The 20,643-nt window shown below is 66.7% G+C and carries 11 protein-coding genes; 5 read left to right on the top strand and 6 right to left on the bottom strand.

Features of this window, described 5'->3' with window-relative positions; translation table 11 throughout:
• Positions 1 to 267 precede the first annotated feature (267 nt).
• The 3 genes from AC067Z_RS31865 to AC067Z_RS31855 form a co-directional block, all read right to left on the bottom strand.
• A complete protein-coding gene (locus tag AC067Z_RS31865) occupies positions 268 to 1,896 on the bottom strand; it encodes a DUF2637 domain-containing protein (protein WP_478793126.1) in 1,629 nt (542 codons plus the stop codon).
• 124 nt (positions 1,897 to 2,020) lie between these two features.
• The gene (locus AC067Z_RS31860) at positions 2,021 to 3,115 is read right to left on the bottom strand and encodes a ParB/RepB/Spo0J family partition protein (protein WP_478793125.1); all 1,095 of its coding nucleotides are present in this window, start codon (positions 3,113 to 3,115) and stop codon (positions 2,021 to 2,023) included.
• Positions 3,112 to 4,260, bottom strand: coding sequence for a ParA family protein (locus tag AC067Z_RS31855; RefSeq protein WP_478793124.1), 1,149 nt, complete (start codon positions 4,258 to 4,260; stop codon positions 3,112 to 3,114). Before AC067Z_RS31855 ends, AC067Z_RS31860 begins: the two co-directional genes overlap by 4 nt.
• Before the next feature lie 269 nt (positions 4,261 to 4,529).
• Between AC067Z_RS31855 and AC067Z_RS31850 the strand changes: the two genes are divergently transcribed.
• The 3 genes from AC067Z_RS31850 to AC067Z_RS31840 all read left to right on the top strand — a co-directional run bounded on the left by AC067Z_RS31850 (position 4,530) and on the right by AC067Z_RS31840 (position 6,836).
• Complete coding sequence (locus AC067Z_RS31850; protein WP_478793123.1) at positions 4,530 to 5,078, top strand: hypothetical protein; 549 nt, start codon at positions 4,530 to 4,532, stop codon at positions 5,076 to 5,078.
• On the top strand, positions 5,075 to 6,055 hold the full coding sequence (locus AC067Z_RS31845) for a CopG family transcriptional regulator (protein ID WP_478793122.1): 981 nt from the start codon (positions 5,075 to 5,077) through the stop codon (positions 6,053 to 6,055). Before AC067Z_RS31850 ends, AC067Z_RS31845 begins: the two co-directional genes overlap by 4 nt.
• Positions 6,056 to 6,431: 376 nt before the next feature.
• The gene (locus AC067Z_RS31840) at positions 6,432 to 6,836 is read left to right on the top strand and encodes a hypothetical protein (protein WP_478793121.1); all 405 of its coding nucleotides are present in this window, start codon (positions 6,432 to 6,434) and stop codon (positions 6,834 to 6,836) included.
• A gap of 468 nt (positions 6,837 to 7,304) precedes the next feature.
• Here AC067Z_RS31840 and AC067Z_RS31835 read toward each other — a convergent pair whose 3' ends face one another.
• Genes AC067Z_RS31835 through AC067Z_RS31825 form a run of 3 tightly spaced genes read right to left on the bottom strand, consistent with a single transcriptional unit; the run spans position 7,305 to position 9,276 of the window.
• Positions 7,305 to 8,168 carry a hypothetical protein gene (locus tag AC067Z_RS31835; protein WP_478793120.1) on the bottom strand — a complete coding sequence of 288 codons (864 nt, stop codon included), beginning with the start codon at positions 8,166 to 8,168 and terminating at the stop codon, positions 7,305 to 7,307.
• On the bottom strand, positions 8,165 to 9,067 hold the full coding sequence (locus AC067Z_RS31830; protein WP_478793119.1) for a sigma-70 family RNA polymerase sigma factor: 903 nt from the start codon (positions 9,065 to 9,067) through the stop codon (positions 8,165 to 8,167). The genes AC067Z_RS31835 and AC067Z_RS31830 overlap by 4 nt, the downstream gene beginning before the upstream one ends.
• Complete coding sequence (locus AC067Z_RS31825) at positions 9,064 to 9,276, bottom strand: hypothetical protein (protein WP_478793118.1); 213 nt, start codon at positions 9,274 to 9,276, stop codon at positions 9,064 to 9,066. Before AC067Z_RS31825 ends, AC067Z_RS31830 begins: the two co-directional genes overlap by 4 nt.
• A 1,086-nt stretch (positions 9,277 to 10,362) precedes the next feature.
• Between AC067Z_RS31825 and AC067Z_RS31820 the strand changes: the two genes are divergently transcribed.
• The gene (locus tag AC067Z_RS31820) at positions 10,363 to 13,968 is read left to right on the top strand and encodes a laminin G domain-containing protein (protein ID WP_478793117.1); all 3,606 of its coding nucleotides are present in this window, start codon (positions 10,363 to 10,365) and stop codon (positions 13,966 to 13,968) included.
• A gap of 122 nt (positions 13,969 to 14,090) precedes the next feature.
• On the top strand, positions 14,091 to 20,603 hold the full coding sequence (locus AC067Z_RS31815) for an RHS repeat-associated core domain-containing protein (protein ID WP_478793116.1): 6,513 nt from the start codon (positions 14,091 to 14,093) through the stop codon (positions 20,601 to 20,603).
• Positions 20,604 to 20,643 lie beyond the last annotated feature (40 nt).

Raw genomic sequence — 20,643 nt, 5'->3', positions numbered from 1 at the left:
CACGGGAACCCTGCGCGGGGCGGGCGATCGGTCACGGGCGAGGGGTGGCCGATGCGCGGCGGATCGGTCATGACCGATGGCCGATGAGGCCTGGATCGGTCACCGGTCACGGTCGCCTGGATCGGTCACCGGGCCGTCGGTCATCGGTCACTGGTATCGGTCACGCGCCATCGGTCACCCGTCTATCGGTCATGGCCGACGGGCTGCGGACATGACGGTGGCCGATGACCGCGCTCGGTCATCGGCCACTCTGTGTCGGTCGGTCGGTCAGCTTCTGACCGACCGGAGGTGTGCGCGGCCCTGCTGCTGCCGCTGCTCTTCGAGGTACTCGGCCGCAGCGTTCACGCGCCGCTGTCCGGTCTTCGGAGACAGCCCGAGCCGGCGGGCGACTTCCGCACCGGAGAGCTTGTTCCCGGCTTCCTCGGCCTCGGCCAGCCACTCGGCGACGGTCACGATCTGTTGCTGGACGGGGTCCAGTTCGGGCTCTTCGGTCTGCTGCTCGGGCAGCCGCGCGGTCGCCGCTCCGGTGTCGGTGACCGAGGTATCCCAGGCGGCCGGTTCACCAACCGGTGCCGCGGTCACCGGCGCCGCCGGAACATCGAGAGCGGTCTGTTGTGGTACTCCCCCACCGGCACGTCGGTCCTCCCACGCCGAAGCACTCGGCACCGGCACCGGCTCGGGTGCGGACGGCCGCCCGTCCGCCGACGGTGTCATCGACGGCTGCGGGGCAGCTGCTTCGAAGAACGGATGAGGCTCTGAGCCGGCGAACGGGTCACCCGGCACTGGGGCGGTGATTCGATCCTGCGCCTCGGTCGTGACCGGCTGGGGCGGCAGGTCATCGGTCACGGGCTTCAGCTCCCGGCTGAGCTCTTCCAGCCAGGGCTCCAGCTCGATGGCGGGGACAGGGCCGCCCGATTCTTCGTCGGTCACGCCGTAGGCGTCGGCGAGGAAGAACGCGAACTGCCCTGCGGTCGGGAAGGCACCGTGCTGGGCGATATAGGCGCGGCACGCCTCTGCCGGGTCGACCACAGGGACATCCTGCTGCTCGGACGGCGCCGGGACACTCACCGGGGCCTCCTGGGCACCGCGGCTGTCGTCGTGGGCGATGGCCTCCTCGGCCGCACCGGCCTCCACGGCCCTCTCGCGCTCGCCGACCACCGGCTCGGCCGGCGCCTGGACGTCGAGACGCTCCACGGGCACGGCAGGGCTCAGGGCCAGCCCGGCCTCCTCCAGCGCATGCGGCGCGGTTTCGGCGAGCGGTACGCCGTACTTCGCCAGCCGCAGCGGCATCAGCGCTTCCACGGGAGCCTTGCGACGCCAGCGGCGCCCGAAGCGCGCTTGCAGTTGCGTTTCGTAGACCAGGCGGTGCTGCTCGAGCCGGACCGCCTGCTCGTAGTTGCGGATCTCCCACAGCTTCATCCGGCGCCACAGCTTGAACGTCGGTATGGGCGACAGCAGCCAGCGGGTGAGGCGCACGCCCTCCATGTGCTTGTCGGCCGTGATGTCCGCGATCCGACCCACCGCATGGCGGGCGGCCTCGACGGAGACGACGAACAGCACCGGGATCACGGCGTGCATCCCGACGCCGAGCGGGTCGGGCCAGGCGGCCGCACCGTTGAACGCGATCGTGGCGGCCGTCAGCAGCCACGCCGTCTGCCGCAGCAGCGGGAACGGTATCCGCATCCAGGTCAGCAGCAGATCCAGCGCCAGCAGCACACAGATGCCCGCGTCGATACCGATGGGAAAGAAGTACGAGAAGTCGCCGAAGCCCTTCTGGACAGCGAGCTCGCGCACGGCCGCGTACGAGCCCGCAAACCCGATCCCCGCGATGACGAGCGCGCCGACGACGACGATCCCAATCAGAATCCGGTGCGCTCGGGTCAGCCGCTGCTGCACGGATAGGTTCCTCTCCCCCACGGCGGATGACTCGAGCCATGACCGCACTCATCTGAAGATCCAGCCTTGCATGATGAGGGCCGTTGTCTCAGCAAACCGTGAGACAACGGCACTCGCTTCCATCTCAGTCCTGGGCGAGCAGCTTCGCCAAGGTGACCCGGTCCTCTCGGGACATGTGCTCGCGGACCAGCCGGTTGATGGCCTGAGGGCTGCGCCACGGAAGCCGCTCCGTCTCTGTAGAGCCGAAGGGCGCCGGGCTTTGCGCATCGCCGCCCGCCGCTCCGCTGATTACGCCGTTATCACTCCTGCTGGCAGCCGAAGCCAGGCTGTCGCCGCCGGGGGCGATTACGTCGTTATCAGTGCCCGGGACGTCGTCCGCCGCGGCGGGGGAGTCCTGCCGGGTGATTACGTCGTTATCACCCGGGCCCGGGGGCCTCGACCCACCGGTCGCCGCCTGCGAGGTGATTACGTCGTTATCAGCGGGCGCCTTGCCCCGCTCCGCCTTACGCTGCTGCTTCTTCGTCTCAGCCTGCTGTGCTCGGGAGTCTGCCGTCGCACGCTGCTCGTCCGGCGAGAGTTTGCCCAAACCGCGGACGTGCTCCACCTTGCGACGTCCCGCTTCCAGGTCGGCCTGGAGGTCGGGTTGCAGGTCGAGTAGGGACAGGCGCTGCGAAATGTAGGGCTGCGTCACGCCGAGACGCTTCGCGGCCTTGTGCTGCGAACCGTAGAACGCGACCAGGGTCTTGAGGGCCTGAGCCTCCTCAAGGTCGGAGAGATTCTCGCGCTGGGCGTTGGCGACGAACGCAGCTTCCAACAAAGCTTCGTCGGTGGAGACTCGGGCGTCGTCGACGGAGACCTTTATGTCCGCCAGGCCGGCTTGGCGGGCCCCTTCAAGGCGACGGTGGCCGTCGACCACGACGTACTCGGCGCCCGGATCCAGTTCTGACGCTCGCTCAGGCCTGTCCCGCAGGTATGCCTCGACCGAAGCGACGGTGATCGCCTGAATCTGGCCCACTTCAAGAAGGCTCGAGGCCATTCCCGAGAGGTCGCCGAGACTCTCTCGCGGGTTATCAGGGTTCACACTGATCTGGTCGAGCGGCAACAGGCTTGGATCGCCTCCGCCGAAGGCGGCGTCCGTCAGCTGCCGGCGCACACTTCGAGCTTGGCCTGCCCGCGCGAACGAGGAGGAAGCTCCGAGCTGGTCCTTCTTCGGGGTCACGAAATCTCCCTCGCGATCTGCCTCATGAGCTCGGACTGATCGCTGTGTGGGGCGTACGCGAGGAGCGGCCGACGCATCCGGACAGCTTCACGCTGCTCCTTGAGGTCACCGACGACGGCGAGCACGCGCGGGTCTCCGATGTTGCGCCACTCCTGCAGCGAGGACGTCGCAACGTAACCGCGGCGGCTGTCGTACAGGTTGACCACGAGCCCCAGGTATTCGATCTCCAGGCGCAGGTCGTCGCGAAGGGACTCGATCTGCTCAGCGAGCATCGTGTACGCGGTGGCCGAGGTGTCCTCGGCAAGGACAGGAATGACCATTCCCGAGATGGACGCTGCCTCACCCTGACGGCGCCGGCCGAAATAGATGGCCGCGTCGGTCGCCATTCCCAGACTCGGAGGACAGTCGATCACGATCGCGTCGAAGTCCTTCTCGAGGGGCTGCAGCGCCCGCTCGAGAGCGGCTTCCTTGTTCCGCATGCGCGCGACAGCGATCTTGGCGTCCAGCAGGAAGCCGTCGGGGCAGGCAGGCAGTAGATGAAGCCGCTTCTCGAAGCGTGGCTCGTCAATCGTCGCGATGAGGTCCCTGAGTGCACCCTTGCCTTCGCCGCACATGTGCAGCACCAGGCTGTCTGTGCCGGGCGGGAGCTGTTCGACACCGAGTTGGTCGGTCAGGTGGCCTTGGGGGTCGTAGTCGACGAGCAGGACGCGCATGCCGTCTTCGGCCAGCGCCTGGGCGATACCTGCGGCGATGGCGGTCTTTCCGACGCCGCCCTTCTGGTTTATGACGACCTTGCGCTGCGGGATGCCGGTGACCGGTCGGTGCTTGGGGGAGGGGTGAGTGGACATCCACAACTGGACGGACTGTGCGAGGCCTTGCACGAAGGGGATTCCTCGAGCAGTGCAGGTGTCCTTGAGCTCCTCCCACTGGCCGGGTGGCAACCATGTGGAGAACGAGGAGGAGCCGGCGGTGTCGATGGGGGAGTACTCGGTCTCGGTGGCTTGCCAGGAGGCGATTCCTTCTGACACGGCGTCCTGGATGTCGACGCTGAGTTCGGCGGCGCGAACCTTCAGGTCCTGGCGCAGCCAGGACGGCAATTTGGAGACGACCTTCTCTCTGTCTCCGGAGGGGCTTGGAGTGACCATGAAGGTAGCTTACTAACTTGCGAAGCCGGCGTCGTGAACGCTCGTCACATGGGCGTGTTGCGTGCCGAATCGTCCGGTTCCTGTGACCTGTCCCGCTGAGCGTGAGCCAATCTCGATTCTGGCCTTCAGGAAAGGCAGGAGGACACCGCGGAAGGTCGCCTATCCATCGCCAGGCAACCGCGAGGGCGCGCGGACGGGAGGGCTGGCTCGTCTCCCGGGTGGGCATGGTTCGAGCGACATACCGCCACACCGCAGACGAAGGAGTGCCAGTGGGAGACATCCGGCAGGGGATAACCAACGAGGTCGTCCGCATGCAAGGCGACATCTCTGCCGCGCTGAGCAGACTCGAAGGCTTACCCGACGAAGATCCCCGCTATGAAGCTGCGTTCAACGACCTCATTCAGGCATCGTCAACACTGCTCGCGTACGAGGCCGAGATCCCGGCAAGGCTCCAGGAGCCGCACCGCCAAGTCAGCAAGAAGGCGATCCGGTGGGCAGCATGGGCGCACCTGGTAGGCGCCGGTCTGCTCGCCTTGGTACCACTGACGGGCTGGATCAGTTGGTGGTGGCTCGTCGTGGCAGCCATCCAGATAGCCGTGGGCGTCCTCACAAGCGGCACGGATCCGGCGGCAGGCGATCACCACAACCTGAGGTTCGCCGCCGGAGCGCTGACACTCGTCACCCTCCTGGTGCCGCTTCTCGCCTTCGACGTGCTGTCCGGCTGGTTCTGGATCGCTGCAGTCATCGGCTGGTTCATCAGCTGCGCGCTCGCGATCGACTCGGCGGACAACAGGGCCGGTAACGGGGGGCACTCATGAGTATGGACACGGCGTCGTACGACGGTCTCAACCGCAGGCTCAGCAGCATGGAGCGCGACCTGGAATACAGGCTCGACGAGGTGCGGTCCAAACTGTCGGACCTCGAGGAAGCCGTCGAACTGCTGGAGCCGGCACCCAGGCGCCTCGACAGCCTGGAATACGAACTCCAAGAGGCCAAGCAGGAGATCGAGCGGGTCGAGAGCGACCTGAGCGACACCGTCTCCGACGTAGAAGCAGGCCTTGCCCGGATGTCCCGCAGGGTCTCAGCCGTGGAGCGGCGCCTGCGGCAGGGCGAGGGCGCTGTCGTCGTCGACCTGGACGGCGATCCCGCCGGAGAACTCCGCAAGCTCACCGCCACCACTCAGCAGGGACTCGCCGCCCAGGAGCAGATACTGCTCCACTGGCAACGAGCCAGCCTGGAGGCGCCCATCGGGCAACTGTCACGCACCCTTGCGGAACGAGGCGAGCAGCGCCGTGCAGTCCTGCAAGCCGCTGCCGTGCTGGCCAGCACACCACCCGGACACCCCAAGCGAAAAGCGGCCGAGCAGAACCTCCGCACTGCTGCCCCCAAGGCCCAGCAGGCACAGAGCCGACTCGCGCCGCTCAGGGACAAGGCTGAGGAGAACAGCGCCGAACTTGCCGAAGACGACGCTGCACGCACGAAACACCACAAGACGATCAGTGCCGGGCAGCGAGCCAGTGCCAAACTGCGGGCCGCCCTACGCAGCCGACTGTCCGAGGCGGTAGCCGGCTCAGATCTGCTGCCCGTCTGGTTCGTGACCGCCTTCGGCCCCCTTCCGCCGGCCCGCAAGCCGGACGAGTGGCTCGAGGCGGCGACAGACGTCCTGGCCTATCGCATCACCTTCCAGGTCAGCGATCCCGTGGTGGCCCTCGGCGAACTCCCGTCTGCAAGCGCTGCCCCTCGGCGCCGGTCGTGGCACCAGGAGCTCACCGCTGAGCTCAAGCGCTGGAGCTAGTCAGTCCCATGCGCCGCTGCCTCGCTGCATGCACAGCGGGGCAGCACCTTCGCGGGCATCAGTCACAACGGCATGGAACTCACGCATTTGACGCAGTTGCCGTCCGGCTCGACATGAGAGAATCGCTTACACGGCTCCCTGAGGGCCTGGCGCGAGAGTAAACGTCGCGCCATACCGGCGGCTCCAAGTTCGGCCCTCTGAGCGCCCATTCTGCGCGTCGCATTTCTGACGTGATTCCGGATTTGGGTCATTCACCCCCTCGATTGCCCAGTCTCATCGGACCTTTACCTGACTCACCGAAGTTGGACGACCGTCGTGTTCGTCTCTTCGTCGATCACCGCTAGGGGATGTGGATCAGGCCGGTACTCTCGGCTCCGTGCCCCGCGATCCGAAGAGGCCCCGCCGGTTGGTAGCGGGCGGGCGCGCGTACCTGTGGACACTCCGCCACAGCCACCGCGTGCTGGACAGTGGCCTCTCCGCGGACTGCCGGGAGACCCTCACGATGTATCCACAGCCGGCCGGGAGCGGCGCCCCGCTGCGCATCGTCTTCGCCGAGGGCCCGGGCCGGTATGTGCCGGACGGGTTCCCCATGGGCTCCGGGGACGTGGGGTATGTCGGGGGCGACTCTCTGAACCTGCATGAACCGGGCGCCGTCCGGGCCCTGCTCGACGCTGCGTCGGCCCGCGGGTGGCAGCCGGGGGAGCAGCTGGCGGTGGAGGTCGACGGCTGGCCCCTGCTGGAGGCTGCGGCCGCCGCGCGAGCCGGGGACGCCGGCTCATAGCCGGGATCGCCTCATGCAGGACGAACCCGTCGCGCACAGAACCTGCAACGCCGCTGAGCGCTCTCGTCGTCTGACTCCATGTCCTCGGACCGGCCCACCGCGCCGCGATCAAACTTCGGTGAGACTGGTCAAACTCCGTTGAGACGGGAAAACCTGGCCCCGCCGTCCTCTGCCATCCAATTGTCCCGTCTCCGACGATCTGGTCCCTGTCTCAGGTGATCTGGTCCGATTCGGTCCTTGCCTCGGACGCGAGCCTTGTATCCGGCCTTGCTCAGGCGAGGCTGGACGTAGCTGGCGGCCAGGCCTTGAGGCTATGGACTCACGCACCGCCTGGGGATGGCGCGGCTGCGCAGGGATTCGGAAGAGCAACTGCACGCGAGGGCACTACCTGGACAGCGAGAAACGTCCGGCCTGAACCTGGGGGGTCGCGACGGGCGCTCGGGCCCGGTGCGCCCGGCTCTGCGTCCTTCAGCGTGTAGCGGTCTCTCCCGTCGGGGAGCGCACCGGTTCGGCGGAGTCAGGTCGCGAGATGGGCTGGTTGGGGGCACTGACGGGAGTGCGTGTGCGCAGTGGTTGGCGGGCGGGGAGTCTGGCCGGGGTGTCGGGCCGGTTTGTGGCCGCGTCGAGGAGGGTGTTGATGCGGTCTGCGAAGTCGGGGCCGGGCATGGGGAGGTCGATCCCAGGTTGGCGGAGATAGCCGGCTGCGACGGCAGTGGGGATGTAGGCCATGAGTTCGGTGACCACAGCGGAATGCGGGCGGGTGGTGTACTTCGAGAGGTGGCGCAGAACGCGCAGCATGGTTGTGGTGGAGGCGGCGGTGACTCGCCGGCCCGCTGGGTGCCAGGACGAGGCTGCTGGTTCTGCTACATGCGCTGCGTGGTCGGGCTGGTCGGCTGAGGTGTGGACATCGTCGGTCTGCTGGTGCCACCAGTCGGCTGTGTCCTTCTCGCCCAGGGCCAGGTGATGGAGGTAGAGGCAGTAGGCGGCGGCCGGCTGGCCGCCGCCTGCGGCGTATTGCCACCAGAAACGGGCGCCGTCGTCGGTGTCGGTGAGCTGCAGGACGCAGGCGAGGATCATGGCGCTGCGGGGTTCGGGGAGCTGTTCGGTGACGAAGTCGGCGACGTCGTCGGCCAGGGTGTGGGTGACGAGGGTTTCGCACAGGGCTTTCAGGTCTTCCGCGGCGGCGGTGAAGGTGCTGTTCTTCACGGGGGCTTCGCCGGCGGGAGACTGGTTGGGGGAAGTGGTGTGGGTGGTAGGCGGGACGATGTCCCGGGGCACCGTCCGGTCTCGGACCAGCAGGGCCCGGGAGAGGATCTCTTCGATGTGTGTCATGCGGTGTTCCCTTCGGCCTCGGGGGACGGGCAGATGATGCTCTCCAGGAAGTGGGCGGCGTGTCGCTCGCAGGAGCGGACTGCGGCCAGCGGGACGCCCAGTAGAGCGGAGACGCCCTCCGGGCAGATCCCGTACAGCTGGCGCAGCACCATGACATCGAGTTGCCGGTCGGGGAGCCAGCTCATGGCTTTGAAGAGCTGCAGGCTCTCCGCCATCTGGTGCATGCGCTCGGTCTCGGTGGTCAGGTACCGCAGGGCGACGGTGTCGAATGCTGCTGCCCCGAACTCGGGTCGGCCGTCGATGTGCGGGGTGCGGGCCATGACGGTCGTGCGCAGGGTGTCCCAGGCGAAGCGCCGGATATCGGGGCTGGCGAGGGCCTCGTTCCAGCGCAACCACAAGATGTCGAAGGTGTTTGAGACAGCCGTGTCGCGCTGGCCGTCGTCGAGGAAGACCTGGGCGTAGAGGCTGTAGTCGCTCTCCATCATTTCCCGGAACGCGCGGTGATCCAGCGGCGGCGTCTGAAATGTGGTCACCGATGCCTTGTCGCTGGACCGTTCGACCCACTCGCTGGACTTCTGCGCCTCGAACGCCGCATGCCGCCACAGCCGGTACAGGGGCCAGCTGGGAAGTTGCAGCTGGACGGACAGGCTGAGGATGATCTCCCACCGGGGATACAACCCGGTTCCGCGCAGCAGCTCGGAGATCTTCGACTTGGCGAGTGGGACCCTGAGGCTGAGATCGCTGAGGGTCAGGCCGCTCTTCAGATAGGTGTAGCGCAGCGGTTCAAGCCAGGCGCGGTGCACGCTGCCCACGCCGTCCGCGATCGGCCCGAGCTTGCGCCCGGGCCGCGGCGGTGCCGGGTCGACCTGAGGCACGGGTGGTTCGATGGGCGTCGTCACGGGGTGCTGCCCTCCGTATCCGTCACCGGGTTCCCGCGGTGTGCCGGAGGCGGGCCGGCCTGGGGACGGGCAGCGCGGACGATCTGCTGCACGACGAGCCCGAGAACGGGCGCCAGAGCAGCGATCGCAGCCGCCTGTCCCATCGCCGTCATCACGAGGCTCCAGGTGAGCACCGTGACAGTGATGATCAGTATCTGCTTGAGCGCCATGCACAACTCCTAGGTGTCGGCCGCACTGCACGGCCCATCCGGAAGCCCTCCGGAGCGCGGGTGCCGATCCGCTCTTCCGGGGAAGGGCAACCAGCTTGTACCGCAAGGGAGTTGTTACGCCACGTGATCATGAATTCACGGAACAATGACAGTCATAGGTTGGCCCCGGGGTGCACGGCGATGACCATTCCCGTGCGCATGGGGCACAAGGAGCGCGCCTCCGGGTTGAAGTTCCCGGTTTTCCTTGCAATCCCTCGGCAGACCCCCGTCAATGGGTACAGGACACCTTTGGTGTCGGCCTTCCATCCGGGAGGGCTCGCTCCCGTGCCGAGACTGATAGGGAGCGAGCGTGCCGCTCTCGCCTGGCCAGCCTTGAGGCCAGGCGAGAGCGGACAGTCCCCACGCGAGGACAACGAGACCGTAGCCGAGGACACTGACACTCACCCCAACCGTTGCCAGTCGAGAAGCCGGCATTGAAGTGCCAGCGGCAGTCGGTGACCGCACGCCGAGCGAAATCGGTCGGGGACTATCCACTGCTGTCGGCAATGCAGGTGTGATCTGCATCTCATAGCTCTGTGTGCGGCGATCCCACTCTGACTGGTTATGCCCGTCCGCGTGGGGACTGCTCGGCAATGCCTGGGCGGCGCGAGCCGGATTCCCAGCTATGGCTTGCTGGCTGAGAGTTGAGCAGCCAGCCCGTTGCCCCCCTGGGTTGCCCCTCGGCGCCGCTGGGCCTGGTTGCCGAGCGTGACGGCGGTGATGACCTGTGGCCCTCGCCGGTTTGGATCATGTTCGGGCATTACGGCAAATCCACGGCGTCTGGGCGTCAGGCGTAAACACAGGTGCCTTGACGTGGGGTGGTGGTTGGGCGTTCACTCACGGAACTTTTGAAGATCTTGTGACTCTGGGGTGGGGACTGTGGGGTTGGGGTGGGGGCGTTTTCGTGCGCCTGGTGGTCGTCGTCGATCGGCGGTGATGGCGGTGGCACTGGTGCCCATGCTGGTGCTACCAGCGACTCCTGCCACGGCAGGCGTGGTTCCGGCTGCGGCGCCTGCTGCGTTGCTCTCGGGGAGTGAGCAGGCTCTGGTGCAGGCGGCAGAGTCGGGCGAGCGGGTCGAGGTTGTTGACGAGCGCACCGAGCGGGAAACCGTCTTCGCCAACCCCGAGGGAACGTTCACGCTGGAGCAGTCCATCGTGCCGGTCCGGGCGGCGAAGCCCGGAGGCGGGTGGGACACTCCGGACGCGACGCTGGTCAAGCAGGCGGACGGTTCGATCGGGCCGAAGTCTGCAGTGGTGGACCTCGAGTTCTCGGCCGGCGGGCGGGGCGCTGACATGGTCACCATCGGCAAGGACGGCCGGTCGGTCACTCTCGGCTGGCCCGGCACACTGCCCGCGCCCCGTCTGGAGGGCGAGCGCGCGATCTACGAGAACGTGCTGCCCGACGTGAACCTGATCTTGACGGCGACGGTGGAAGGCTTCCGGCAGCTGCTGGAGATCGAAACGCTCGAGGCCGCTGCCCACCCGGAACTGAAGTCCATCGAGTACGCGATGGAGACGGACGGCCTGTCCCTGCGGCAGGGAGCGATCGGCAGTCTCGAAGCGCTGGACGGCAATGGTCAGGTGGTCTTCCGCTCACCGTCAGCGCAGATGTGGAACTCCGCGGGCACGGACGAAAGCTCTGGGGAGTCGTCGGGTCTCGCGCCCCTGGCCGGGTACGCGAGTGAGGACGATCCGGTAGCGGTAGCCCCGGCCGAGGAGGGCGATCCGCTGGCCGGCCCGGGCATGGGGGATGAGTCCGCAGTCATGGACGTGGCCGTCTCGACCGACTCGGTGACGGTGAAGCCGGATGCCGACCTGATCGCTGCCACCACGAAGCACGAGCTGCCGCTGTACATCGATCCGTCCGTGGAGATGAACGAGTCGGAGCGCACCGTGCTGTCCTCGGACGGCGATGTGTTCTGGGACTTCTCCGGCGGCACGAACGGGATGAGTGTCGGCCGGTGCGGCTCGGCGGTCATCGGGGGCACGCGCTACTACTGCACCAGTGGCACGCCGTACACGAACCGGATGTACTTCGAGTTCGCGCCGGACAAGCTCAAGGGCAAGCACATCCTGGACGCCGAGTTCCTGGTGACCGAGACGTGGTCGTTCTCCTGCGACACGCGCGCAGTGGACCTGGAGCGCACCGACAACATCTCCTTGTCCACGAAGTGGCCCGGGCCCACCAAGCGGGACCAGATGGGCGACCGGGACGTGTCGGCCGGGCGCGGTGACAACTGCTCACCGGCGCAGCCGCGGGCGGCGATTCGGTTCCACGACTACGCGCCCGAACCCGACGAGAATCTCACGCCCACGGTGCGGGACTTCGCGAACGGCAAGTTCAGCCGACTCACGCTGATGCTGATGGCGAAGGACGAGACCGACCCCGTCGCGTGGAAGCGTTTCGACGATGACGCGGTGCTGAAAACCACCTACGTCAGCAAGGCTGCCGCTCCCACGGCCACGGGGATCAAGGCCGGCTCGGGCACTGTGTGCAACAAGAGTGAGTCCTCGCCGAGCATCATCACCACCCCCAAGCCGAATCTGCTGGCGACGCCGGAGACCGCGTCCGGGGGAGAGGGCGGGGGGATGCTGCGGGCCTACTTCGACATCGACGTCAAGAACAGCGACGGAACCTGGTCGGATGCACCGCCGCCCACGACCGGATCCTTGAAGCCCACGAGCGGCCACGCCGCGTACAGCAGCACGCTGAAGAACTTTCCGTCGCAGGTCAAGTACTGGGACACCGCCCTGGCCGACGGAAAGCTCTACCGCTACAAGGCTCATACCGAGTCGTACTACGACACTTCCTACACGCAGTTCCTGGGCAGCCCGGGCAGCGCCTACTGCTACTTCAAGGTCGACAGTTCGGCGCCCAAGCCGCCGACAGTGACGTTCAAGACCACATACACCGAGTGTGTTTCCGGAGGGGCGTGTGTGCCCGGGGGTGAGCCGGGCAAGCCGGGCACGGTGGCCTTCGGCCCGGCATCGGGCGACACGAACACGGGCTACCGGTACAAGCTGTCCACGGAATCCGCCTGGTCACCCTGGAAGGACGGCGCCACCTACACGGCAACGATCACGCCCCCCATCTCCGGGTCACTGCTCCTGCACGTGCAGGCCAAGAGCGCCGCGTATCCCAACGGTGGTGACGAGAACCTCGTCAAGTTCCTCGTCAGCGAAGGGCCCAAGGAGATAGCCAGGTGGAACTTCCACACGTACGACGGCCTCTCCGGTGACGCGGTCGACATCTCCACCTCGGACCCTGCGCTGCGCAACAACGCCACACTGCACGGCGCCACACAGAGCACCAACGGCCGCCGCGGCGAGGTAGTTATCACGCCGGCCACCGACACCACCCCGGCCGTGACCGGCACGGACAGGGGCCTGGCTCTGGCGGACCAGGACTACGCGGCCACGTCGAAGAAGGTCCTGGAGACCTCGGCCTCCTACACGATGACGGCCTGGGTACGGCTGGAGCAGTACGGTCGCAACGCGACCGCACTGAGCCAGGACGGGACGCACACCAGCCCCTTCTTCCTCGGCTACTGCGAGGACAAGAAGACCTGGTGCGCGCGGCTGGCCGACGCGGACTCCGCGACGGCTGGCACCAGCAGCCAGCGGGTTGATGGCCTGAACCCTGCCCAGCTCAAGGTGTGGACCCACCTTGCGGCGGTGGTGGATCAGGAGAAGAACACCGTGACCCTGTACGTGAACGGCCGACCGCAGGCCACTGCCCCGGCGACAGCCAACTGGTCGGCCGCCGGGGCGTTGCAGATCGGGCGCGCGAAGCACCAGGGCGCTCACACCGACTACTTCCCCGGCCAGATCGATGAGGTGGCCATCTGGCAGAGCGCGAAGTCAGAAACGCAGGTGGCTGTGGAAGCGAAGCTGCTGGACGGCGGCGAAACCGGTAGACCCCATGCCGAGCTCGTCGCGCACTGGAACGCCGTCGGGGCCGCCAGCAGCACGACCCTCACGGACACGTCCGGCTATGACAACACTCTGAACCTGGGCGCAGGCGCCACGCTCGACGGAGAGAGTCTTGTCCTGACCGGCTCGGGCGGCGCCGAGTCTGCAGGGGCGCGTCCGCTGGTCGATGACTCGGGCTCGTTCACGGTGGCGGCCGAGGCCCTCGTCGACGGCGAGGCCTTGGTGGACAAGCCGAACGGTCACAGGGTCCAGGTTTTGGGGCAGCGCACAGCGACGGGTTCCTCGTGGGGACTGTGGTTGGAGAAGACGGGAACCGAGGAGTCTCCGGTCTTCGACGAGAACGGCGACCCGGTCATTGACGAGTCGACCGGAATGCCCCAGGTCAAGGTCGGGCCGATCGGGAAGTGGCACTTCGGACGGCTGACAGCCGACGGCTCCGGCACGTCGGTGAAGAGTGACGAACTGGCGGCGGTGGACGCGGAAGTACGGCTGGTGGGCGTGTACGACGCGCAGGACCAAGAGATCAGGCTTTTCCTCTCTGATCGTCAAGGTGCCCCGCTCGCCTACACGGCAGCCGTCGGCACGGGCGCGCTCGCCGTGGGCAAGGGCTGGTTGAACAGCACGTGGGGCAATCAGCTGCACGGCAGGGTCAACGAGGTCCGGCTCTGGGCCGGCGCGCTTGCCGACGCGCAGCAGGTCAGCGACGTCGTCGGCAGCTGAGGCCTGCCTTCCCCACCCGTGGTGTGGTCCGGAACGCCGGGCCACACCACGCACCCTCAAACGCTCTGCCCCTGTACTCGGGCCGCCCCGTAGCCGGCCACAGCACTCCTTGGAGCATGTACATGCCTGCAATATTTCCTGGGCGACGGCGCCGCCTGCCGGTGATCCCAGCGCTGGCGCTTGCACTGTCGGTACCCACCTCGCTGATGCCCCTGAGCACTGCTGCGGCCCTGCCCGGCCCTCCCGAACCGGCCACCTCGCGAGTCAGCAAGGTCACCACTGCCGACGGTCTCGGCGCGAAAGCGGCCCGGGCACAGGTGGCCAAGGACAAGGCGGCGAACAACCGCTGGGCCGAACAGGCGCGCACCGAGCGCCGCGCCAGCTGGCCCAAGCCGGCCACCCTCACCCAGGACGTGGCGGACAAGGCTGGCGACGACGCGCTTGTCGACGTGGCCGCCCAGCCCAGCACGACCTCCCGACGCCCCCGGGCAGTTGCCGGCGGTACCGCCACGGTCAAGGTCCTCGACCAGAAGACCGCCCGTAAAGCTGGCATCACCGGCGTCCTGTTCACTGTGGCCGCCGATGTTCCCGGCCCGGCACAGGTCACCGTTGACTACAGCGCTTTCGCCTCCGCGATCGGCGGCAACTGGGCAACGCGACTGGGCCTTGCCGTCCTGCCCGCGTGCGTGCTCACGACGCCGGAGAAGCCGGCCTGCCGCACCGCTACCCCGCTTGCCTCGGACAACAACCTGGCCAAGGAGACGGTCAGCACACGGACGACCCTCGCCTCCAAGGCCGGCTCCCAGCCCACCGTCCTGGCCGTTCAGGCCGCCAGCACCACCACCTCGACCGGGGGCGGCGGCGACTTCACAGCGACCCCGCTGGCCGCTTCGTCCACCTGGGAGGCGGGCGGCAACTCAGGGTCCTACACGTGGTCATACCCGCTCACTCTGCCTCCGGCAGCCGCCGGACCCGTACCGTCGCTGGCCCTGTCCTACGACTCCGGCAGCATCGACGGACGCACCGCGAACACCAACAACCAAGGCACCCTGGTCGGTGAAGGATTCGACCTGACCAGCAGCTACATCGAGCGGAAGTACGGGACCTGCGAGGACGACGGACATGCCGACAAGCTCGATCTCTGCTGGAAGTACGACAACGCCTCACTCGTCCTGAACGGCCGGGCCAGCGAGCTGGTCAAGGACGACACGACCGGGAAGTGGCGGCTGAAGAACGACGACGCCTCCCAAGTCACCCGCCGCACCGACGCGGACGGCGGCGAGTACTGGACCGTCGTCACCGGCGACGGCACGACCCACACGTTCGGTCTCGACAAACTGCCCGGCGCCGGAACCGAGCGCACCAACTCCCGCTGGAACGCCCCCGTCTTCGGCGACGACAGCGGCGAGCCCGGCTACGACGACGGCAGTACCTTCGCGGACCGCACCACAACCCAGACCTGGCGCTGGAACCTCGACCTCGTCGAGGACGTCCACGGCAACGCCTCCACCTACTGGTACACGGCAGAGAACAACCACTACGCCAAGAACGGCGATAAGACCAAACTCGCGCCCTACACCCGCGGCGGCTACCTCGAGGAAATCCGCTACGGCCAGCGCGTAGACACCCTGTTCACCGGCACCGCCTCCGGCAAGGTCACCTTCACGCACAAGGAGCGCTGCTTCGCCGCCGACTGCTCCGCGCTGACCGAGGACACCGCCGACAACTGGCCCGACGTCCCCTTCGACGCGATCTGCACCGCGGACGAAATCGACTGCAAGACCACCTCACCCGCGTTCTTCACCCGCAAGCGGCTGACCAGCATCGACACCCATGTGTGGTCCACCGCAGCCACACCGGACGCCTACACACCGGTCGACACGTACACCCTCGACCAGGGCTTCTACGACGGCCAGGACATCGGCAACAGCACCGACCACCACCTGGTCCTGAAGTCACTGCAGCGCACCGGAAAGAACGGCACCGCCATCGCGCTGCCGGCCATCGGCTTCACCTACCACCAGCGCGCCAACCGCGTCGCCGGCGGCACCCTGCCCGGCGGCGGCACCATCCTCCCGCTCACCAGGCCGCGCCTGTCCACCATCACGTCAGAATCCGGCTCCGTCACCACCATCTCCTACTCGGAGCCGGACTGCGTCCGCGGCAGCCGGATGCCCGCCGCCGAGGACAGCAACAACCTCTCCTGCTTCCCCGTCTACTGGCCCGCCAACGGCGGCGACGAACTGCTCGACTGGTTCCACAAGTACCGGGTCATCGCCGTCAGCATGAACGACCCCGCCGGCATGAGCCCCGGCGTCGAGCACAGCTACGAGTACGCCTCCCCCGGCTGGCGCTACAACGACGACCCACTGACCAAAGAGGAGCACCGCACCTGGTCCGCCTTCCGCGGCTACCAGAAGGTCACCGCCTACACCGGTGAGGCGGGCGGGGTCCGGTCCAAGACCGTCAAACTGTTCATGCAGGGCATGAACGGCGACCGCCTGCTCACCCCCGCAACCGACGACGGCCGCACCCTGGACCCCACGGCCCGCCGCACCGCCGTCGTCCGCGGCATCGACCTCGACAACGACGACGCGACCACCACCGACAACCTCGACCTTCCGGACGCCGACGACCACGACTACTACGCGGGCCAGATCCGCCAGCAGATCACATACAACGGGTCGACCGCGATCTCCAGCACCTTCAATAACCTGTGGGCCAAAGAGACTGCCAGCCAGCAAAAGTCGTACGCCCACGTCAAGGCCCACTTCGTCCGCCCGAGCCGCAACTACGGGTACACGTACCTCACCGCAGCCAAGAAGTGGCGGGCCACAGCCACGTCGTACACCTACGACGGCACCTACGGCATGCCCACCACGTCCGAAGGCCACGGCGACTGGTCCACGACCGGCGACGAAACCTGCACCCGCACCTGGTACGCCCGCAACGACGACAAGGGACTCACCAGCCTCGTCTCCCGCACCCGCACCGTCGGAGCACCCTGTACCACCACCGACGCCCAGCTGAACCTGCCCGCCTCGAGCGGCACCCGAGGCGATGTCCTGTCCGACACCGCCGTCGTCTACGACGACCCCAATGCCACCGGCTGGACCGCATCCCAAACCCCGTCGCTGGGCCTGCCCACATGGAGCGGACGCGCCAAGGCATACCCCGCAGCAAGCGGCACGAATGACCGCGACCCGGCCGGCAGTAGTGGATGGCAGAAGGTGTCCGCCACCACCTACGACACGGCCACGGCCAAACTCGGCCGACCGCTCACCGTCACCAATGCCAAGGGTCACGTCACCACCACGGCCTACTACCCGGCCACAGCAGGCCCGGTCACCGGTGTCATCGTCACCAGCCCCAAGCTGGCCGCCAACGGCCAGGAGCACAAGTCCTACACCTACTTCGACGTCGCACGCGGCTCGGTCACCTCGGCCCTCGACACCAATCTGAAGAAGACCGAGAACACCTACGACGCACTGGGACGCATCACCGCCACCTGGCTGCCCAACCGCTCCAGGACCGGCGGGGAAAGCCCCAACGCCAAATTCGGCTACTCCCTGACCCGCACCGACGCGCCGTGGACATCGGAAGCTTCCCTCAAGGCAGACGGCACGAACTACAGCACCAGCTACGCGCTCTACGACTCCCTGCTGCGCCCGCTGCAGACACAGACGCCAGCGGCCATCGGCACCGGCCGCATTCTGACCAACACCCACTACGACACCCGCGGCCTGGCCTACCAGCAGCAGGCGGACGCCTACGACAGCGCCAATTCCCCCAACGGGGAGTACGCCCTCGTCGCCAACGCGCAGTCGCCCAAGCAGACGGACACCGAATTCGACGCAGCTGGCCGGCCGGTGAAGACCACCCTCTCGTCCTGGGGCGTAGCGAAGGGGTCCACTACCACCAGCTACACCGGTGATTCCAGCGCGACCACCGCCCTCCAAGGCGGCACCGCCAGCCGCACCATCGTCGACCCACAAGGCCGCACCACGGAAACCCGCACCTACGGGGGAACCGAGCCCGCCGACACGCAGTACGGCGCCACCATCGGAACCGGGTACACCCGGGTTGCCCACCAGTACACCCGCGATGGCATGCCCACCAAGATCACCGGCCCGGACGGGGCAGAGTGGACCTACGCATACGACCTCTTCGGCCGGCAGACCACCGCGACCGACCCTGACAAGGGCACCGTCACCACCGGCTACACCACGCTAGACCAGGTCGACACCACCCAGAACGCCGAAAACCTGCTGCTGTTCGACTACGACGAACTCGGCCGCAAAACCGGCCAGTGGCAGAAAGACCGCACAGCCCCCAACAAGCTCGCCGAATGGACATACGACAGCCTCGTCAAGGGACTGCCCCACGCCTCCACCCGCTACGAGGGAGGCACCGGCGGCAAGGCATACAGCAAGAAGGCAGTCACCTATGACGCCCTCGGCCGGGTAATTTCGGCCTCGTTGACCCTTCCCGCGGACGACCCGCTGGTGACTTCCGGGGCTGTCACCAGCACTGTGACCCTCGGCGCCGACTATCGGTTGGACGGCACGGTCAACAACACAAAGGAGCCTGGAGCCGGCGGGCTACCCGCCGAGATTGTCGAAACCCGCTACAACCCCGCGGGTCTGCCCATCGAGCAGTCCGGCCTGAGTAACTACCTCTTGGGAGTCGACTATTCAGCCCAGGGACACATTCACCAACTCCACCTGGGCACCTCCGTGTCCGCCAAGCGGGTCTTCATCAACAACACCTTCGAGCCTGGTACAGACCGGCTGCTGACGACCAGCATCGACGACCAGACCCGAGGACCTGTCCAAGACCTGGCCTACACGTACGACCAGGCAGGCAACGTCACGTCGATCTTGGACCGGGCCAACATCGGGACGGGCACGGACAACCAGTGCTTCACCTATGACAACCAGCGGCGACTCACTGAGGCGTGGACCCCGAAGACCGCAGACTGCGCAGCTTCCGGGCGTTCCGCCCCCAACCTGGGTGGCCCCGCCCCGTACTGGACCAGTTACACGTACAACAACTCAGGCCAGCGGGTGACGGAGAAACAGAGCACGGGTACCCCGATCACCACTACGTACTGCTACGACGCAGTCCGCCGCCATGCTCTGACTGCAACCACGACCACCGGCCAGTGCGAGGGCCTCACAGCCCAGTATGAGTACGACAAGACCGGTAACACCACCAAGCGCGCCAAGAGTGCTGGCAGCACCACCAACCAGGCTCTGGTGTGGAATGCCGAAGGCAAACTCGCCCAACTCACCGAAGGCTCCACTGCAACCGGGTACATCTACGACGCCAACGGGGAACTCCTCATCCGCCGTGGCACTGGCTCCTCCGGCGAGACGGTTCTGTACCTCGGAGCAACCGAGGTACACCTGAAGGCTGGCAAGAAGTGGGCGAACCGCTACTACGCCGTCGGGGGCACGACGGTCGGTCTGCGCAGCAATGAAACGGGGACCGAAACGGTCTCGTTCCTTGCCGGAGATCACCACGGCACCAGCAATGTGTCAATCGGAGGCACCAACCAGACCCTCTCCAAGCGCTACCTCGCACCCTTTGGTGCGACCCGCGGTACACCTACCGGAAAATGGCCGGACGATAAACAGTTCCTTGGGAAATCAGCCGACACTGGAACAGGGATCACTCACATAGGGGTTCGCGAATACGACCCCAGCACAGGCCAGTTCCTCACCGTCGACCCAGTGCTCCAACTGGAATTGCACCAAACCCTGAATGGGTACAGTTATGGTGCTCAGAATCCCGTATCTAACGCCGACCCGACCGGGGCGAGAATCCCATGCGGCGGCAATGGGGGCGGCCCGGAAGGGTGCCCCTGGAAGGACCCGAACGGGGACGGTGTAGTAAATCCAGGCCAATCAAACACTAATCAGCCGGTCGGTGAGGATTCGGGAGGAGGGGTGGAATGCCACTGGGCAATGGGAACGGGCAACTGCACTGCCTCTGGTGAGCCGATTCAGTACGGACCGACAGATTCGACAGATATTGACTGGTCGAGCTTGCTGCCGGACAGCCCTCTGGGGAATCTCCTCAAAGGAGACTTGGACGCAGCGTGGGAAAGCCTCTTCGAGAATGAGAGCTGCGCTGATGGAATCCATTTCGCAGAGTGCATGCGGACCGGCACTGTTGAACCAGGGGGCGCAGGAGCCCTAGGTAAGGCGCTTCTCAATGCCCTTGGGAAGTCGGCCGCCAAGAGGGCGGCCGCAGAGGTCTTGAAAGGAAAGGTTTCCTACGGGGCAAACTTCCTGAGTCGAGCCGTCGGTTTGAAGCGCCTGATGGAAAAAGACAAGGATGGCAACTGGGCTGCGGCTGTACTCGAAAACGGTACGATTCTGTATGGGCGCTCGGCGGGGAAGGGACGCAACGGGATTCACGCCGAGGAGGATATCCTCGAGCAAGCTGCCGGCCGGAAGATCAGTGCCCTGTATAGTGAGCGCGAGCCATGTAGCAATAAGTGTGCGGGTGCGCTCGAGGCCGCAGGCGTCTCCAATATCTCGTGGTCCTTTGCTCATAACGGCGGCGCTGAGGCCAGAGCTAGGGGCACGAAAGAGTGGCAGGCGGCGATGAAGGAACTGTTCAAATAGCACCTGTGTCGTTGGTCGATCGTCGGCGCTGGCGCCCCAC

Source organism: Streptomyces sp. NPDC043812 (assembly GCF_056436245.1).
This window is presented reverse-complemented; position numbering and strand designations above follow the sequence as displayed.

Coding starts and splice junctions, on each gene's coding strand:
- AC067Z_RS31855 (WP_478793124.1), bottom strand. CDS start 4,260: ATGGTCACTCCAAGCCCCTCCGGAGACAGAGAGAAGGTCGTCTCCAAA.
- AC067Z_RS31845 (WP_478793122.1), top strand. CDS start 5,075: ATGAGTATGGACACGGCGTCGTACGACGGTCTCAACCGCAGGCTCAGC.
- AC067Z_RS31835 (WP_478793120.1), bottom strand. CDS start 8,168: ATGACACACATCGAAGAGATCCTCTCCCGGGCCCTGCTGGTCCGAGAC.
- AC067Z_RS31825 (WP_478793118.1), bottom strand. CDS start 9,276: ATGGCGCTCAAGCAGATACTGATCATCACTGTCACGGTGCTCACCTGG.
- AC067Z_RS31815 (WP_478793116.1), top strand. CDS start 14,091: ATGCCTGCAATATTTCCTGGGCGACGGCGCCGCCTGCCGGTGATCCCA.